This window comes from Schaalia odontolytica, from assembly GCF_005696695.1.
GTDB lineage: Bacteria > Actinomycetota > Actinomycetes > Actinomycetales > Actinomycetaceae > Pauljensenia > Pauljensenia odontolytica_C.
Map to the genome: position 1 here is coordinate 1598113 of NZ_CP040006.1, position 16496 is coordinate 1614608.

The window sequence follows — 16496 nt, forward strand, 5'->3', positions numbered from 1 at the left end:
ACGATGCTCCCCCGAACGGCCGCGCGCCCGGCCCCCTCACGACGTGTAATCGGCGGGACCGGGCGCGCGGCGGCTTCCGTCAGCAGTTATGAGCCGCTTTGGGCACCACTCGTGGCAGATGGGCTCGGGCTGGGCGTCGGTGTGGGCGTCGCCGCACCGAGCTCCTGCTGGGCAGCCTCGGCGCGGGCCAGGGCGTCGCGCAGACGAGTCTGAGCCTGGCCGAAGGCGGTCCAATCGGACTTGCTCATCGCCGAATCGGCGTCACGCATGGCCTGAGCGGCATCGTTGATGGCCTGCGTCAGGCGGGCGTTCGCGTCGCCCGAGGCGGCCGGCGGGGTCGCACCCGACTGGCTGCCGTCGTCGCTCGCTGGCGGCGTCTGCGGCGTCGTCGCACTACCATCGTCGGCGACGAGCTGGCGCAGCGATTCCTCAAGGGTGGGCGCGAAGCCGACCTTGTCACCGAAGGCGGTCAGAACCGAGCGGAGCACGGGGTAGGACGCGGAGCCGGTGCCCTGCACGTAGACGGGCTGGACGTAGAGGAGGCCGCCGCCGACCGGCAGTGTCAGGAGGTTACCTCGGATCACCGTCGAGTCGGCCTGGTTCAGCAGGTTGAGCTGGGTAGCGATCTTCTCGTCGGAGTCGTACTTGTTCTGTACCTGGCCGGGGCCGGGCACGGTCGTCGACGAGGGCAGGGCGAGCAGGCGGAGCTTGCCGTATCCCTCACGCACCTGGCCGGGGGTGTTACCGGTCTCAGAGTCGACGGCGAGGAAGCCCGCCATGGCCTCGCGCCGGCCCTCGCCGCCACCACCGGGCACGAAGACCGAGGTCAGGGAGAACTCAGCACTGTCCTGGCCGGGCATCTGCATGGTCAGGTAGTACGGCGGCTGCAGAGCGGTCGGAGCGGGCACGGGGTTGCCCGCCGCGTCCACGCGCGTGGAGGAGTCGGAGCTGGAGGCTGCGCCGTGGGTGGAGGTCTCCTCGGCCAGGCGCCAACGGTCACCGCCGGAGTAGAAGCCGGCAGCGTCGGTCACGTGGTACGTGGCGAGCAGGTTGCGTTGGACCTTGAACATGTCCTCCGGGTAGCGCAGGTGGCTCATGAGATCGCCCGAGATCGCCGAGACGGGCTCGACGCTGCCGGGGTAGATCTTTTCCCAGGTGCGCAGGATCGGATCCTGGTCATCCCAGCGGAACAGGCGCACGGAGCCGTCGTAGGCGTCGACAATGGCCTTGACGGAGTTACGCATGTAGTTGATCTTGTTGGCCTGGACGTACTGGCCAACCTCAGTAGAGCGAGAGTCAACGGTCGCATTCGAGAGGGTCTCGTGCTGCGCGTACGGGTAGTTGTTCGTAGTCGTGTACGCGTCGACGACCCACACGAGGCGCTTGGGGGTCGAGGCATCACCATCCATGTCGACGACCGCCGGGTAGGCGGACTGTTCGAGCGTCAGGTAGGGCGCGACCTTCGCGACGCGCTGGAGGGGATCGCGATTGTAGAGGATCTGCGAGGCCTCGTTCGTCTGCGAGGAGAAGAACAGGTCCGTGGATCCGAACTTGATCGCGTACAGGAGCTTGTTCCACACGTTGCCCACGGAGGGGCCACCGTTGCCGACGAATGTCGTGGAGACCTGGCCGCCGACCGCGGTGTCGTCCGGGTAGTCGAGCTCCTGAGGCTCGGAACCCTCGGGGGCGCCGACGATCGAGTAGTCGGGCGAGCCGGGGCTGAAGTAGACACGCTCCTCGTAGTCACCCATCTCGCCGACGGAGGGCACGGACTGCTCCCAGTAGGAGGGCAGGCCGTCACTGGTCAGCTGGTTGCCGTATGCGGCAACCGCGCCGTAGCCGTGAGTGTAGACGGTGTGCTGGTTCACCCAGGTCTGCTGCTCGGCGGACAGGCCCGAGAGGTTGAGCTCACGCACAGAGATCACGGTGTCGCGGCGCTCCCCGCCCACGTTGTAGCGGTCGACCTTCATGCCCGAGTTGAAGCCGTAGTACAGGCGAGACTGCTGGAGCTGCTGAACGGTCTTTGTGATGACCTGCGGGTCGAGCAGACGCACCTGGGAGGTGAGGGACTCGGTGTCAAACTGACCGGCCGAGGCCGTGGTGGCCGCGTCGTAGTTCGTCTGATAGTCGACGTCCTGCAGGCCGTAGGCGGCCAGCGTGGCGTCGATGTTGCGCTGAATGTACGGAGATTCAAGGCTGCGCTGGTTGGGGCGCACGCGGAACTGTTCGACGAGGGCCGGGTAGGCGCCGGCCAGGACGAGGGCCGCGATCACCGTGACCGCGACGCCGGTCACCGGCAGGCGCCACGTGCCCTTGAAGGCCGCGACGACGAAGAGGACCGCGACGAGTCCGGAGATGACCGCCAGGATGGAGTGCGCGGGCAGCGTCGCGTTGATATCGGAGTACATGGCGCCATGAATGGAGCCGGAGTCCGAGGTGAGCAGCTCGTAGCGGCCCAGCCAGTAGTTCACGGCGATGAAGAGCGACAGGCAGGCGGCCATCAAACCGGACTGCAGGCGCGCCTGCTTCGAGGCGTGGGGGCGCGGCGCCAGGCGGATCGTTCCGTACAGGTAGGACACGATGAGGGCCGCAATGAGGGCGATGGCGGTGACGGTCAGCAGGAAGGACACGAGGACCTTCAGCGCGGGCAGGACGAACACGAAGAACGAGATGTCCAGACCGAATTGGGGATCAACCTGATCGAAGGAGGAGCGGTTGAGGAACTGGAGCAGCGTCTGCCACTCCGTGGCCAGGCGAGCACCGTTCGTGAAACCGAAGAACAGAGCAACGCCCCAGAACGCGAATCGGCGCACGGGCTCGAGAGCCTTCTGGTAGGCGCGCAGGGAGGCCGACGCCTGCCCGCGCGTCGAGGAGGCGCGATGCCGGTACGCGTAGGACATCGAGAAGAAAATGAGGGCCGTGGCCACGACGAATCCGACGACGAACAGGCCGATGTGCGCTCCCCACTGGGTGAGGATGACGCGGGTGGCGCTCATCTGGCGGAACCACAGGATCTCGGTCCACACGATCGACGCAGCGTAGATGATCGCGCCGATCGCGATCAGGACGCCCAGAGTGATCGCTCCGGGGCCGGGCTTATGCATCTTCAGCTCGACGGGTCGACTATCGGGGTCTCGGGGCGCACGCGCTCCCCCCGGGGGGAAGACCGAAAAATTGAAGCTCACGGCAGTCCTCTCTGTAAAACCGTTCGGCTCCGATCCAGTGTAGCCGCGCACATGCACTTCTTCGTCTCTGTCTTATTCGCTCTCCGTGAGATTATGGGGGCATGACTGTTGAAATGATGCCGAGCGCGCGCGAGATCGCGCTGGCCAACGTGGTTGTCGATATCGAGAAGGGCGCGGCCCGCGTGGGCTGGGATCACGCCCCGTCCATCTACGCGCTGGTGCCCACTGCGATGCTGCTGGCCGACCCGAATCTGCCTGCTGACATTGCCGAGCAGCTGCGCGCGGGCTGGGATGGGACCGAAGACCACCTGAGCGCGATCATCCAGGAGGACCTGGCTGACGACGACATCGAGCAGGTTCTGGCGCATCTGGCCTGGCCCGAGACCGTTCCGGGCGCCGCACTGACCGTCGAGCGCATCGTCGTTCCGCCGGAGGTCGAGGACGAGGCCCCCGAGGACCCCGACGAAGCCCTGGCCTTCATCTCGAATCACCCCCTGCGCACGGACGTGCGTCTGGCCGTTGGCGTGATGCGTACGGGCGAATCGTGGTGCGCGCTGCGCACCCGCGCCTTCGACTCTGACGACAAGGTCGGGCAGGGCTCGGCGCTCGTCCCCGCGCTAGTGGACGCCCTGCGCGCGTCTCTCGAGCCGGTGACGGACGAGCAAGCCTGACAGCGTTGAGAGGCCCCGGCCTCGTCCGGACCAGATGGACGAGGCCGGGGCCCTTTGTCGCCCACCTGACGAAAGTCGGTGGGCGGGCTTGAGAGCGCCCCCGCGCTACTGGCAGGTCGGCAGGGCGTCCCCGGTGCCGTCGGCGATGGAACGCACGGCGTTCACTGCCTCGTCGAGGGTGGACACCGAGACGACGCGCAGCCCATCGGGGACGTGTCCGACGACCTCGTTACAGTTTTCGGAAGGGGCGAGGAACCACTGGGCCCCGTCGCGGTGCGCGCCCCACAGCTTCTGCTGGATGCCGCCGATGCCTCCGACTTGCCCGTCGTAGGACATGGTTCCGGTGCCCGCGATAACGTTGCCGCCGGTCATGTCACCGGGGGTCAGGCGATCGATGATGCTGAGTGAGAACATCATGCCGGCGCTGGGGCCACCCACGCCGTCGATGTTGACGGTGATGTCGACGGGCAGGGCGGGGTCGACGGAGAGGTAGACGCCGAGCTTGGAGCCGCTCTCGGTGGCGGACGCGGCGACGGATGCGAAGGAGACGTCCTGCGTGGCGCCTTCTCGCTCGATCGTCAGCGTCATCGTGGAGCCGGCCGGCACCGAGCGCATGAGCGCGAAAGGAGTTGCGGCGCTGGTGATCTCGTGGCGTACGCCGTCGGGGGTCATGATCGCGCGGAGGATGTCTCCCTGTTGGACGACCCCTTCCGCGTTGGTTCCCTCGACCGCACCCTCAATCGTGACCGTCGCGGGGACCTCCCACCCGAGGTACTCGAGGGCGGCGACCTGCGAGGTCGTCTGCGAGTTGCGCATCATGGCCAGCTGAGCCGCGCTCGACCGTTCCTGCGTCAATCCCTTGGGATACACCGACTCGTAGTCCACGATCTTGCTGTGCGGGTCAAAGTACGCGGCGATGAGCTGCGCGAAGTTCAGGCGAGACTTGGGGTTTCCCGATTCGGAGACCGTCACCATGCGCAGCTGCCCCTGCCCCGGCTTCGCGGGTGCCTTGTACGAGGTGGACTGAGGCTCGTCCTGCTGGATCGGTTCCCCCGTTGCGGGGTCGGTTCCCTCGATCTGAAGCATGGGAACTCCGTTGTCGGATCCCAGCACATTGAAGGTCGGGCCGGGGCTGTTGACCACGAAGGGAACGGGGATCCAGAAGAGGATCGCCACCATGGCGAGCGCGGCGAGGACCGCCGTGACGATCCGCCAGCTGACGATGGGGATACGCCGGGCGGAGTCGTCCTCCTGCAGGGGCACCAGCTCGATATTCTCCGAGGTCATCTGCGCATCGTTCACCGTGTCATTGTGTCCCACCCGCTCCCCCTGCGCACGCGCGCCGCGCGCCACCCCTTCAGCTCTCAGCGTTTTTACAGAAGATTGTCAGCCCTCGCGAACAACGGGCGGCTAGTCTGTGGTCATGAACGAGTTTGACTCCGGCACCCCGTTTGAGGACTTCCTGCGCTCGATCCTGGGCGAGGAGGCGGCAGCTGAGGCCGCACGCGCCCTGCAGGCTCAGGGTTTCGATCCCGCGAATCTTCCCCCGGAGTTTTCCGATCCCGCGCGTATGCGCGCGGCGATGGGTCAGTTCCAGTTCCTCATGAACACGACGGCCGGCCCCGTCAACTGGCGCATGGTGGAGGACAGTGCAAAGCAGGCGGCGTACGCGAGCGGCGATCCCTCCCCCACAGCCACGGAGGCCGAGGCCGCGCGTCAGGCAATGACGGTCGCGGACCTGTGGCTCGATGCGGTCACCGATTTCGCCTCCGGCCCGGTCACCCGCGACGTGTGGAGCAAAGTCGCGTGGGTCGAGCACACGATTCCGACGTGGAAGCGTATCTGCGAGCCCGTCGCACTCAACGTGTCGCGCGCCCTGTCCGCCGCCCTCTCGGAGCAGTTCGGTCCCGAGGGCCTGGGGGACGCAGCCTCCCTGCCGGACGGCATGGCTGCAATGCTCGGCAAGACACAGGAAATGATGCCGCGCCTGTCGGCGATGATGTTCTCCGCGCAGATCGCACGCGCGCTGGCTGCCCTGGCCGGTGAGTCGTTCGGCACCTTCGACACGGGCATCCCCCTGTCGGACACGTCGCACGCCGCCCTGCTGCCGCACAACGTCGCGCAGTTCTCCGAGGGGCTCGACATCCCCTTCGATGAGGTCCGTCAGTTCCTCGCCGTGCGCGAGGCGGCGCATCGCCGACTCTTCGCCTCGGTCCCGTGGCTGGAGGGCGATCTGGTGCGCGCGGTCGAGCGCTACGCGTCCCAGATCGCGATCGACACGGAGGCGATTTCCGAGGCTGCGCGCTCGGTGGATCCCTCTGACCCGTCGTCCGTCGAATCGGCGCTCAGCGGCGGCGTGTTCGCACTGTCGACGACGCCCGATCAGCGTCGTGCACTCACACGCCTGGAGACGATGTTGGCCCTCATCGAGGGCTGGGTCGAGGTCGTGACGGCCCGCGCTACCCTGCCCTACCTGCCCCACGCGGATGCGCTGCGCGAAATGATGCGTCGCCGCCGCGCGTCGGGCGGCCCCGCGGAGGAGATCCTCGGGACACTCATGGGTCTGCAGATGCGCCCGCGTCAGGCGCGCGGCGCCGCGTCGATCTTTGCGCTGGTGGAGGCCGACGGCGGGCGCGACGCTCGCGAGGCCCTGTGGTCACACCCGGATATGGTTCCCTCCGAGACGGAGCTGGCCACGCCGGACACCTTCCTGACGCTGCGCCGGGCTGCGGCCGAGGAGGACGCGGATATCGACGCCGCACTCAACTCGCTCCTGGATGGAACGCTTGGCTGGGCGGATGGCCTGGAACCCGGGGACGAGGCCTCGGCCGGCTCGGATGACGCACCCGAGGACCCCGAAGCATCCACCCCCAAGGACGCGACAGACTGATACATACGGGAACGATCTGACAAGTTATCCACAGATTTTCCAAAACACCACGCGGGCGACACACATAGGTTCATCATGTCTCTAACAGTCACAAACTGAAGGAGACCATCATGAACCTGATGCATCACACGGCGATCCTGTGGCGCGGCCCGGGCAGCGTCCAAATCGGTGGTGACCGCGCCCGACACGTGCGCCTCGACGACCTGCACGCAAGCGACCAGCTCTGGCTCGCCAGCCAGGCCAGGCCCGTTCACGCGTCGGACTCTCCCAAGGCTTCCCCCAGCCTCCTCGCTGCGCTGGCCGCGGCAGACCTCGTGGAGCATCCCGACCGACGCCCACTCCTGTCCGTAGGCGTTCTCGGCGCGGTACCAGCCGCTATCCTCGCGCTCCGTTCGCTGGTCGACACCCTCGCACTGCGGCTCCGTATCGACGCGCCCACCCTGGTGGACGGCGACTGGGATCACGTGTTCGGCGGCGCCTACACGGGTACGCCGCGCTCGCGTGCGGTGCGCCGAGAACTCTCCTCACTGATCCCGCTGCCCGACCTGCACGCCCAGGACGCGCCGGACGTCGCCCTCGTGTCGGCGGATCGGGCGCAGGATCCCGGCATCCCCTTCGAACTGATGGCCGCAGACACACCCCACCTGCTCATCACGCGCGGAGAGCACTCATACGAGATTGGGCCGTTCGTGATTCCCGGCTCCACGCCATGCTTCCACTGCATCGAGCACGCGCGCGCCGAGCAGGACCCCTACCACCTCACCCACCTGCGAGAACTCGCCCAGTGGCCACTCGGACCGCTCCCCCAGCTGGCACACTTCGCGGCCGCCCTGCGGATTGCCCGCCTGCTGCGCGACTTCGCCTCAGGGGCACTCACCCCGCACCTGTGCGCCGAGATCGCCACGGTCGACGAGGACGGAACCATCACCGTCGAACGTGCGATCGGCGCCCACGAATGCGTCTGCGGCATCGACGGCGTCGCCTGCTAGCTCAGGCCCCTTCGTCGACGATGACCTCTTCGCCGCGTACCAATGCGAGCACCGGGGCGGCAAAGCGTTGCACCTTCACGTCACCGATGCCACGGATAACGCGCAGCTGCGTCGTGTTCTTTGGCATGGCCTGGGCGATATCACGCAGGGTCTGATCGGTAAACACGGCGAAAGGCGGCACGCCCGCCTGGCGCGAGACCTCGAGACGCCACGCCTTGAGGCGCCCGAAGAGCTCGATCGCCTGGGGTGAGGCCTCCTCCTCGAAGGCCTGGTTGAGGGCGCGCGTGGAGGCACGCGCCTTCTTCTTCGGCGCGCCCACGCCCACTTCCTCGGGCCAGATACCGTCGAGCAGGCGACTGCGCTTGCGTTTGCCGCGCCCATCCGCGCCCCGCGAGCGCGCCCACGACAGGGTCAGCAGGTCGCGGGCACGGGTGACGGCCACGTACAGCAGGCGACGCTCTTCCTCGCGTGCGGCGGCGGTCTTTGCGTACGAGATCGGCAGGAGGCCTTCGGCGACGCCGACGAGGAAGACGGCGTCCCATTCGAGGCCCTTCGCCGCGTGGATCGTGGCCAGCTCGACACCAGCCTTGTCCGGTTCGACCTGGTAGGCGACGCGTTCGTCGAGCTCCGCCACAAAGGCGGCGAGCGTCTCCGCCTCGCTGTCGTCCGCCCAGCCGACGATCGCGTTCATGTTGGACCAGCGCTCTGATCCCGCCTGGCCGGAGGGTGCCTCGGGTGCCCAGCCGACGCCCGAGAGGACGTCGCGCACGATCTCGCCCACGCTCCCGTCGTCGGTGGCGGCCGCCGCCGCGGCCCGCAGGCGCGAGATGGCGGTACGCACGTCGTCACGCGCAAAGAAGGGCTTTCCCCCGGCGACGGCGACGGGAATACCGCGCGCTCCCAGGGCCTCTTCGAAGGCCTGTGACTGGCCGTTGGTGCGCATGAGGACTGCGATCGAATGGGGTGCCATCCCGCCCGCGATGAGGTCTGCGATCGAGGCTGCGACGCCCTCGGCCTCGGCTCGATCGTCGTCGTAGGTGCGGTAGGTGACCTGGGCGCCGCCGTCGCGCTGGCTGGACAGGCGCACCGTGCCCTCACGCTGGGTCGAGCGGGCCAAGACGTCGTTCGCCAAGCTCACGATCTGCGGGGTCGAACGATAGTCGCGGGTCAGCTCGACGATGCGTGCGCCCGGATGCTTGCGTCCGAAACCGGTCAGGTAGTCCGGGGACGCGCCCGTAAAGGAGTAGATGGTCTGCGCGACGTCGCCGACGACGCACACGTCGTGGCGCCCACCCAGCCACAGGTCGAGCAGGCGAGCCTGCAGAAGGTTGACGTCCTGGAACTCATCGACCACGAAGGAGCGGTACTGCTTGCGCACGATCGAGGCGACGTCGGTGCGTTCCTGCAGCATGCCGCACAGGTAGATGAGGATGTCCTCAAAGTCGATGACGCCGCGTTCGTTCTTCGCGTCCTCGTACACGTCGAGGAGGCGCGCCATGTCGCCCGCATCCAGCCCGGCGGGCACGTCGCGGCGCAGGCGAGCCACGCGCGAAGCGTAGTGGGCGGCGTCGATCATCGAGACCTTCGCCCATTCGACCTCGGCCGCGATATCGCGCACGCTCGTGCGGTCGATCGTGATCCCCAGGCGCGCAGCGGAAGCCGCGACGAGGGAGGCCTTGTGCGGGATGACGTCCGGCAGCGGGCCACCCACGACGGTGGGCCAAAAATGGCGCAGCTGGCGCAGCGCGGCGGAGTGGAAGGTGCGCGCCTGAGCCTTTGGAACACCCAGCTGGGCCAGGCGGTGGCGCATTTCGAAGGCTGCGCGCTGCGTGAAGGTCACGGCGAGCACGTTGGACGGGTCGAAGGCGCCAACGGCCGCCCCGTACGCGATGCGGTACGTGATCGCGCGGGTCTTGCCGGTGCCCGCACCCGCCAGGACGGCGAGCGGGCCAGCGACCTGCGTGGCGACGGCGCGCTGATCGGGGTCCAGGGCCTCCAGCAGTTCCTCGGGGTTCATGGTCCCCATTGTTCCATCGCCCATGCTCAGTTGCGTCCCGCGCCGTCCGGGCCGCTCGGCAGCTCCTCGCCGTACCATTCCCGCAGCAGCGCGTAGGCGATCGAGGCACGACCGGGGGCACTAATCTCTCCGGATTCCAGCGCGTGGGTCAGCTCGTCGCGGCTGTAGAAGCGCGCCCACTCGATCTCCACGCCGTCCGCCTGCGGGGTGGGGCGCGGCGAGGCGGTGCGAGCCCGGTATCCCATCATCTGCGAACGCCCGAAGGGCCACGGCTGCGTCGCGACGTAGGTAGGCGTCTCGATCTCGACGCCCACCTCCTCGGCGACCTCGCGGGCAACCGTGACGTCCGGGGACTCCCCGGCCTCGACGTAGCCGGCGATGATCGACACGAAGCCGGGCCGCCACAGCGCGTTGTGCGCCAGGAGAACGCGCCCGTCATGATCCTCGACGAGGACGATGATCGCCGGGTCCTGGCGCGGGTATTCCAGCCGATCACACGTCTCGCATCGCGCGGCCCACCCGCCGGACACCAGCTGCACCGGAGCCCCACAGCGCGGGCAGAAGCGGTAGTTGGCGTGCCAGCCCGCGAGCGCGAGCGCGGTCAGCGCCAGGGCCGCGTCGTCACCGTCGAGCTGCCACCCGACCGCGCGCAGATGCTCCCAGCGACCCCGGGCCTCGTCCCGGCTCGTCTCGATCGCGACGACGGAGCGTCCCCGCGCGACCCCGATGAACGAGGCCGTGGCCCCCTCGAGCGCATGCACGGCCTCGTCCCCACTCAGGCGCCGCAGGACAGGGACTCCCAAGGGGGATGCCTCGGCCTCGTCGAGGAGAACGAAGCCGGCGCCGTCCACGAGGATGACATCGGCCTCACCGGCACGTACCAGGGCAACGGGAGCCACGGATTCGCGCAGGGCGACAGCCGGGTCGACGTGACCACGGACGAGAGGTAGATCAAGACTCATAACTCCACGGTAACGCGGTGGGCTACCCTAGGCACTATGACAAATACTCCCCTGCGCGCCGATGGGCGCACCCCCTCCCAGCTCCGCCCCGTCTCTATTACCCGCGGCTGGTCGGGTACCGGTGAGGGTTCCGTCCTCATCGAGTTCGGTAACACCCGCGTCCTGTGTGTCGCCTCTTTCACTGAGGGCGTGCCGCGTTGGAAGCGCGACTCCGGCGAAGGCTGGGTCACCGGCGAGTACTCGATGCTCCCGCGTGCGACTGAGCAGCGCTCCTCCCGAGAGTCCGTCAAGGGCAAGGTGGGCGGCCGCACCCAGGAAATCTCGCGCCTCATTGGCCGCTCCCTGCGCGGCATCGTCGACGTTTCCGCGCTCGGCGAGAACACGATCGTCCTGGACTGCGACGTTCTGCGCGCCGACGGCGGCACCCGCACCGCGGCGATCACGGGCGCTTACGTGGCCCTCGCCGACGCCGTGAGCTGGGCGAAGGAGCAGGGCATCCTCAAACCCTCCGCCAAGGTCCTCACCGACTCGATCTCCGCGATCTCCGTGGGCATCATCGACGGCACCCCCATGCTGGACCTGCCCTACGTCGAGGACGTGCGCGCCGAAACCGACATGAACGTCGTCCAGACGGGCGACGGCCGCTTCATCGAGGTGCAGGGCACCGCCGAGCACGCCCCCTTCAACCGCGATGAACTCAACGAGCTGCTGGACCTGGCGACGCTGGGTAACGCCCGACTCGCGGAGGCGCAGAAGCTCGCGCTTGAGGCTCCCCTCATGGAGCGCGTCGAGGTGCGCCCGTGAGCGCGCGCCTGGTCTTCGCAACCTCCAACGCGCACAAGGTCAGCGAGCTCGAGGCCATCCTGGCCCCCGCGTGGGAGGGCTTCGAGGCCGGCTGCGTGGCGCGCATGAGCGATTTCGACGTGGCTTCCCCGGTCGAGGACGGTGTGACCTTCGAGGAGAACTCCCTCATCAAAGCCCGCGCGCTGGCTCGCGCCACCGGCCTGGCTGCCATCGCCGACGACTCCGGCATCACGGTGGACGTGCTGGGCGGAGCGCCCGGTATCTTCTCCGCGCGCTGGGCCGGCTCCCACGGGGACGATGCGGCGAATCTGCGTTTGCTCATCGATCAGCTCTCCGACGTTCCCGACGCCCACCGTGGTGCGGCCTTCGTGTCGGCTGCTGTCCTCGTCACCCCGGACGGTCGCGAGTTCGTCGAGCGCGGCGAGGTGCGCGGCACCCTGACGCGTTCCCCTCGCGGCGAGGGCGGGTTCGGCTACGACCCGATCTTTGTCCCCGAGGGCTTCGAGGTCACGACCGCTCAGATGAGCGCGGAACAGAAGAACGCGATCAGCCACCGCGGCATCGCCTTCCGCGCCCTCATGCCCCACATCGTGGAGTACCTGCGCGGCTGAGAAGCACCGCAGACACAAATGTGCCGGGCACCCGAGGGTGTCCGGCACTTGTGTGTTGCGCCCGCAGGCGCGCCATCAACGGGCGACGAGGTTGCCGAAGATGGGGCGGTCCATCGAGAACTGCAGGGGGTTGCGCTGTTGGCGCCACCTGCGGTGATGGGCGAGGCGATGAAGGAGTGATGCGACGAAACGAGACATTGTGTGCTCCTCTTTGAGTACAGTGCGATGGATCTGTCACCGCGTCGTACTGCCATAGTGCGCCTGATTGTCCATGTTTTCCATCGATATTTTCTTATTTTTCTATGAAGCGTTTCTTACGGACTTTTCCTTGGTGCAGCTTGGAAAATTCTTGACTGAAGAGGGTCACTTCTCTTAATTAATCAGCCGGTGGATACAGTGAGGGGGCAGGCCCACGGCCTGCCCCCTCACCACCCCAATTCAGCGAAGAGTCAGCGAGCGCGCGCCAGGCGCGCACGACGCGGCAGGAAGCGGCGCACGTCGAAGAAGCGAACGACCTGCATGATGCGGCGCGCGAGGCGGTCACGCACGCGCCAGATCATGGTGCAGCCGACACCGATGAAGATGGCGTTCGTCAGGAAGGACGGCCACGCGCCGGTGGATGCACATGCGAGGGCCAGCAGAATGCAGCTGGAGACATTGAGAGAGTGGTAGCGCAGGGAGTCGGGAGCGAAGCGCTTGGAGGAAACCAGGTAGTAGGCGGCGATAGAGGCGCCCGCACCCAGCCAACCGAGGACCGGAATTACAAGAGATGAGATCGTCATGACTCATATGATGCACCTTCCGCTAGTCAAGCACAATTGAATGGTTCTATAGTTATCTTACAGTTTCACTTAACGAAGGAGTTCGCGTGGATATTGACCCCCGCCGCCTGCCTTTCCTTCTGTCCGTCGCGCGCGAAGGCGGCATCGTTGCCGCCGCCGACATCCTCATGGTCTCGCCCTCGGCAGTGTCCCAGCAGATCCAGAAACTTGAGGAGGAAGTCGGCCTCAAACTCGTCGAACGCACCACGTCCGGCGCGATTCTCACCCCGGCGGGCACGATCGTCGCCGAGGCAGGCGAGCGCATCAACGCCGACATCGAGGAAGCCCTCAAGGCGCTACGCCCCCTCACCGGCCAGGTGACGGGAACGGTCACCATTGGGGCGTTCCTGACAATTTGCCGCTCCACCCTCATCCCCGCACTCCCCGACCTCGCGGAAGCCCTGCCCGGCGTCGACCTGCGCATCGAGGAAACAGAAGAGACCCCGGGCATGGCCGCGCTGCGCACCGGCCAGTACGACATCCTCGTCATCGAACGAGACGAGGACCCGGGCCTGGCCCCTCGCGGGTACACGGACGTTCCCTTCCTCGACGAACCCTGGATGCTCGTCACCCCGGACTCCGCTCCCCCGATCGGCTCGATCGAAGACCTCGCGGACCTCACCTGGCTGCGCGTCAATCCGGGCACCAGCGGCGACCACGTCATGCGCCGTATTACGAAGGCCTTCCCGGACACACGCTGGGCGCCCCACCTGTACACGACCTACGAGGCCGCCCGAGCCCTCGTGCGCGCCCGCACGGGTTCGACGATCCTTCCAGCCATGGCGTTGGCCGGGGCCCACACGGAGGGCATGCGCATCACGCCGCTGCCGTCGCTGGGCACTCGTAAGATCCTGCTGCGCCACAAGAATCACGGATGGTCCGAGGCGTCAGGCCCGGCTCGCGTGGCCACATACTTGGCGGAGTGGAAGCGCCACAACGCCTCGTACTCGACGTCTAGCGACTGACCGAGGAGCGCCTCGCCTCACCCATCGACGGGGCGAGGGTCGGCTCAGAGGCTGACCTGCATCCCGGAGGTCGCGAAGTCGAGGGGACCAGACCAGGTCTGTCGCACTTCGGAGGCCACCCGATCGCGAGGCGTCCACGGCTGGATGTGGGTCGCGATCATTCGGCCCACTCCGGCTCGCGCGGCAACCTCGCCCGCGCGCACGCCATCCATGTGCATGTCGGGCTCGGTCTCGTCGCTCGTGAAGCCGACCTCGCTGAGGAGCACGTCGACACCGCGCGCGCCCTCGATGATCGTGTCACACAGGTCGGTGTCCCCCGTGTAGAACAGCGACACCAGGCGCTCCGGATCCTCCTCGGAGGGGCCCTCGATGCGCAGGCCAAAGGCCTCGACCGGGTGCAGGGCACGGTAGGGGCGGATCGTCATGGGGCCCACCTGGTAGGCCTCGCCCAACTGCATGTGGGTGAAGGCGAATTCAACCTCGTATGCCTCGTCGTCCGGCGCGTCTTCGATCTGGCGCACGCGACGCATCGTCTCGGCGGGCCCGTACAGGGGCAGCGCGGATGCGGCCGCTCCCGGGCCCCACTTGCGGTAGACCTGCAGGGAGATGATGTCGCCCATGTGGTCGGCGTGGCAATGGGACAGCGCGAGGGCGTCGAGCTCGCACGGGCACACGTGCGCCCACAGCGCCCCGAAGGAACCGGGACCCAAGTCGCACACGAGCGAGAAGGTCCGCTCCTCCCCCGTTCGAGGGTCCAGGCCTCGGGCCTGAACAAGGTAGGACGAGGCCGGCGACTCCGGGCCAGACATCGAACCGGTAGCGCCGATGACAGTCAACTTCACGCGATACCACCGCCGGTGTTCACGCGAGCGACGGAACCCACCTCGGGGCCAAGGAAACGGCGCGCCAGGCGCGGGAACGCGTCGGAAGCGCCCGTTGCCAGGAACTGATGCTGCGGCCCCTCACCCGCGGGCCACGGATCGTGAAGGAGCCCGCTGTCCACGAGCTCGTTATAGGTGACGTTCGCGGTCGCCTCCGAGGAGGTCACGAGCGTAACCCCCTCGCCCATAATGCGGCCGATAACACCGGTGAGCAGCGGGTAGTGCGTGCACCCCAGGATCAGCGTATCCACGCCCGCTTCCTTCAGCGGGGTCAGATACTCGCGCGCCACGGCCTCGATCTCCTCGCCCGTGGTCACCCCGGCCTCGACGAAGTCAACGAAAGCGGGGCAGGCCTGCTGGCTGACCGTCAGCCCGGGGACGGCTGCGAGCGCACGCAGGTACGCCTCGGACTGGATGGTGGCCTTCGTACCGATGACGCCCACATGGTGGTTACGCGTGGCGATAACGCTCTGGCGTGCCGCCGGGGTGATGACCTCGATGACGGGGATCCCGGCATCGATCCAGTAGCGTTCCCGAGCGTCCGCGAGCGCGGCGGCCGTCGCCGTGTTGCAGGCGATGACGAGAGCCTTCACGCCGCGCGAGGCCAGCTCGTCGAGAGCGGAGAGCGTCAGCGAGCGAACCTGCGCGATAGCTCGCGGACCGTAAGGCGTGTGCTCGGTGTCGCCCAGGTAGATGATTTCTTCGTCGGGCAGCTTGTCGATGACTGCGCGAGCCACCGTCAGCCCACCTAGGCCCGAGTCGAAAATTCCGATCGGGGCGTTGTTCATGTATCGACCTTATGCGTTACTGGGAATTATTGACGGCTTCTAGGAGTGAGTCCTGCCACCATGTGATGAGCATATAGATGGCGGCGACGGTTTGCGAGCGCTCCCCCGTCGGCTCACTGAGCGCCAATTCTTCGATGCGCTGAGCGTCGTGTTGATCCGATAGGTCCAGCTCACCGGCTAAGCCGAGCCTAATGTCGTTGAGCGCACCCAGCCAGGACCACACGGCCTCGGGCTGGATCCTCAGGGTGTCGCTCTCGCCGTGGACGATGTGGTCAAGATCGCTGACGATCGAACGCAAACGAACGGACTTGTCGGTGCGCAGAGAATCCTCGGTGAGGGCGCGCAGGCGGCCAGCATCTTCATCGTCCTCGCTCATCGAGGGCAGCAGCATACGCAGAGTGCGTTCACGGGGTTCGTCTCGGCGCTGCTCGGTCTCGGTGGCGGCATTCACCATGGACGAGGTCGCGGCGTACTCACCGGGATCATCCAGGACGACGAGAACCTCCGTCGCCAACTGGCGCAGGAGGAGCGCCTCGCCGTCGCTCATCGACGAGGCGTAGACACCGTCTCGAAGAGCGAAGCCTTCCATTTCCTCAGTCCCGGTCCTCTTCGATGGTGGCGCGCAGACCGTACGAGTGCATGGCCATGACGTCCGCCTCGATGCGTTCGCGCACGCCCGTGGAAACGGTGGCGCGCCCGCGCGTATGAACGGCCATCATAAGTTCCTCAGCGCGGGCGCTGGAATAGCCGAAATACTGGCGAAACACGGCGCTCACGTAGCTCATGAGGTTGACAGGATCGTCCCACACGACGGCACGCCAACGCGGCACCGCGGTGGGTGCCTCGTGCGTGCGGGACGCGGGTTGGAAGATCGTTGTCATACGTCAACACTAAGGCGTATTTGGGTATCAG

Annotated in this window: 16 protein-coding genes; 6 read left to right on the plus strand and 10 right to left on the minus strand. The window is 67.1% G+C overall.

The genetic code is table 11. The features are described from left to right. Window positions 1–86: 86 nt before the first annotated feature. On the minus strand, window positions 87–3104 hold the full coding sequence (locus tag FBF35_RS07030; protein WP_060567618.1) for a UPF0182 family protein: 3018 nt from the start codon (window positions 3102–3104) through the stop codon (window positions 87–89). Window positions 3105–3286: 182 nt separating this feature from the next. Here FBF35_RS07030 and FBF35_RS07035 point away from each other — a divergent pair, with 182 nt between their 5' ends. Then, window positions 3287–3856, plus strand: coding sequence for a PPA1309 family protein (locus FBF35_RS07035; RefSeq protein ID WP_034464220.1), 570 nt, complete (start codon window positions 3287–3289; stop codon window positions 3854–3856). A 105-nt stretch (window positions 3857–3961) separates the two neighbouring features. Here FBF35_RS07035 and FBF35_RS07040 read toward each other — a convergent pair whose 3' ends face one another. Beyond that, window positions 3962–5143, minus strand: a complete 1182-nt coding sequence (locus tag FBF35_RS07040) for a PDZ domain-containing protein (protein ID WP_060567617.1) — start codon at window positions 5141–5143, stop codon at window positions 3962–3964. A 136-nt stretch (window positions 5144–5279) separates the two neighbouring features. Here FBF35_RS07040 and FBF35_RS07045 point away from each other — a divergent pair, with 136 nt between their 5' ends. Both FBF35_RS07045 and FBF35_RS07050 read left to right on the plus strand, forming a co-directional pair. Then, the gene (locus tag FBF35_RS07045; protein ID WP_060567643.1) at window positions 5280–6746 is read left to right on the plus strand and encodes a zinc-dependent metalloprotease; all 1467 of its coding nucleotides are present in this window, start codon (window positions 5280–5282) and stop codon (window positions 6744–6746) included. Between the two features lie 110 nt (window positions 6747–6856). Next, the gene (locus FBF35_RS07050; protein WP_060567616.1) at window positions 6857–7735 is read left to right on the plus strand and encodes a hypothetical protein; all 879 of its coding nucleotides are present in this window, start codon (window positions 6857–6859) and stop codon (window positions 7733–7735) included. 1 nt (window position 7736) lies between these two features. On the opposite strand, the gene FBF35_RS07055 is transcribed toward FBF35_RS07050, so the two are convergent. Together FBF35_RS07055 and nudC are read right to left on the minus strand one after the other, a co-directional pair. Next, the gene (locus FBF35_RS07055) at window positions 7737–9752 is read right to left on the minus strand and encodes an ATP-dependent DNA helicase UvrD2 (RefSeq protein ID WP_082632920.1); all 2016 of its coding nucleotides are present in this window, start codon (window positions 9750–9752) and stop codon (window positions 7737–7739) included. A gap of 26 nt (window positions 9753–9778) precedes the next feature. Continuing rightward, window positions 9779–10714, minus strand: a complete 936-nt coding sequence (gene nudC, locus FBF35_RS07060; protein ID WP_060567614.1) for an NAD(+) diphosphatase — start codon at window positions 10712–10714, stop codon at window positions 9779–9781. A 36-nt stretch (window positions 10715–10750) separates the two neighbouring features. Here nudC and rph point away from each other — a divergent pair, with 36 nt between their 5' ends. Beyond that, complete coding sequence (gene rph / locus FBF35_RS07065) at window positions 10751–11518, plus strand: ribonuclease PH (protein WP_060567613.1); 768 nt, start codon at window positions 10751–10753, stop codon at window positions 11516–11518. Then, window positions 11515–12129, plus strand: a complete 615-nt coding sequence (gene rdgB / locus FBF35_RS07070; RefSeq protein ID WP_060567612.1) for an RdgB/HAM1 family non-canonical purine NTP pyrophosphatase — start codon at window positions 11515–11517, stop codon at window positions 12127–12129. Before rph ends, rdgB begins: the two co-directional genes overlap by 4 nt. A gap of 75 nt (window positions 12130–12204) precedes the next feature. Here the strand turns inward: rdgB and FBF35_RS10635 are convergent, their stop codons facing one another. Together FBF35_RS10635 and FBF35_RS07075 are read right to left on the minus strand one after the other, a co-directional pair. Further along, on the minus strand, window positions 12205–12327 hold the full coding sequence (locus FBF35_RS10635) for a hypothetical protein (protein WP_256323451.1): 123 nt from the start codon (window positions 12325–12327) through the stop codon (window positions 12205–12207). Between the two features lie 251 nt (window positions 12328–12578). Beyond that, window positions 12579–12911, minus strand: a complete 333-nt coding sequence (locus tag FBF35_RS07075) for a CBU_0592 family membrane protein (RefSeq protein ID WP_034464201.1) — start codon at window positions 12909–12911, stop codon at window positions 12579–12581. Window positions 12912–12997: 86 nt separating this feature from the next. Between FBF35_RS07075 and FBF35_RS07080 the strand changes: the two genes are divergently transcribed. Then, window positions 12998–13915 (plus strand): LysR family transcriptional regulator, encoded by a 918-nt coding sequence (locus FBF35_RS07080; protein WP_060567611.1) that lies wholly within the window; start codon window positions 12998–13000, stop codon window positions 13913–13915. Between the two features lie 44 nt (window positions 13916–13959). Here FBF35_RS07080 and FBF35_RS07085 read toward each other — a convergent pair whose 3' ends face one another. Genes FBF35_RS07085 through clpS form a run of 4 tightly spaced genes read right to left on the minus strand, consistent with a single transcriptional unit; the run spans window position 13960 to window position 16465 of the window. Then, a complete protein-coding gene (locus FBF35_RS07085; protein WP_060567610.1) occupies window positions 13960–14757 on the minus strand; it encodes an MBL fold metallo-hydrolase in 798 nt (265 codons plus the stop codon). Continuing rightward, window positions 14754–15584, minus strand: coding sequence for a glutamate racemase (murI, locus tag FBF35_RS07090; protein ID WP_060567609.1), 831 nt, complete (start codon window positions 15582–15584; stop codon window positions 14754–14756). The genes FBF35_RS07085 and murI overlap by 4 nt, the downstream gene beginning before the upstream one ends. Window positions 15585–15600: 16 nt before the next feature. Continuing rightward, a complete protein-coding gene (locus FBF35_RS07095; protein WP_060567608.1) occupies window positions 15601–16173 on the minus strand; it encodes a DUF2017 family protein in 573 nt (190 codons plus the stop codon). Between the two features lie 4 nt (window positions 16174–16177). Continuing rightward, window positions 16178–16465, minus strand: coding sequence for an ATP-dependent Clp protease adapter ClpS (gene clpS, locus FBF35_RS07100; protein WP_060567607.1), 288 nt, complete (start codon window positions 16463–16465; stop codon window positions 16178–16180). Window positions 16466–16496: the final 31 nt, after the last annotated feature.

Bases quoted from the DNA above. Each gene is read 5' to 3' on its own strand.
- FBF35_RS07030 (WP_060567618.1), bottom strand. From the start codon at position 3,104: ATGCATAAGCCCGGCCCCGGAGCGATCACTCTGGGCGTCCTGATCGCG.
- FBF35_RS07035 (WP_034464220.1), top strand. From the start codon at position 3,287: ATGACTGTTGAAATGATGCCGAGCGCGCGCGAGATCGCGCTGGCCAAC.
- FBF35_RS07040 (WP_060567617.1), bottom strand. From the start codon at position 5,143: ATGACCTCGGAGAATATCGAGCTGGTGCCCCTGCAGGAGGACGACTCC.
- FBF35_RS07045 (WP_060567643.1), top strand. From the start codon at position 5,280: ATGAACGAGTTTGACTCCGGCACCCCGTTTGAGGACTTCCTGCGCTCG.
- FBF35_RS07050 (WP_060567616.1), top strand. From the start codon at position 6,857: ATGAACCTGATGCATCACACGGCGATCCTGTGGCGCGGCCCGGGCAGC.
- FBF35_RS07055 (WP_082632920.1), bottom strand. From the start codon at position 9,752: ATGAACCCCGAGGAACTGCTGGAGGCCCTGGACCCCGATCAGCGCGCC.
- nudC (WP_060567614.1), bottom strand. From the start codon at position 10,714: ATGAGTCTTGATCTACCTCTCGTCCGTGGTCACGTCGACCCGGCTGTC.
- rph (WP_060567613.1), top strand. From the start codon at position 10,751: ATGACAAATACTCCCCTGCGCGCCGATGGGCGCACCCCCTCCCAGCTC.
- FBF35_RS10635 (WP_256323451.1), bottom strand. From the start codon at position 12,327: ATGTCTCGTTTCGTCGCATCACTCCTTCATCGCCTCGCCCATCACCGC.
- FBF35_RS07075 (WP_034464201.1), bottom strand. From the start codon at position 12,911: ATGACGATCTCATCTCTTGTAATTCCGGTCCTCGGTTGGCTGGGTGCG.
- murI (WP_060567609.1), bottom strand. From the start codon at position 15,584: ATGAACAACGCCCCGATCGGAATTTTCGACTCGGGCCTAGGTGGGCTG.
- FBF35_RS07095 (WP_060567608.1), bottom strand. From the start codon at position 16,173: ATGGAAGGCTTCGCTCTTCGAGACGGTGTCTACGCCTCGTCGATGAGC.
- clpS (WP_060567607.1), bottom strand. From the start codon at position 16,465: ATGACAACGATCTTCCAACCCGCGTCCCGCACGCACGAGGCACCCACC.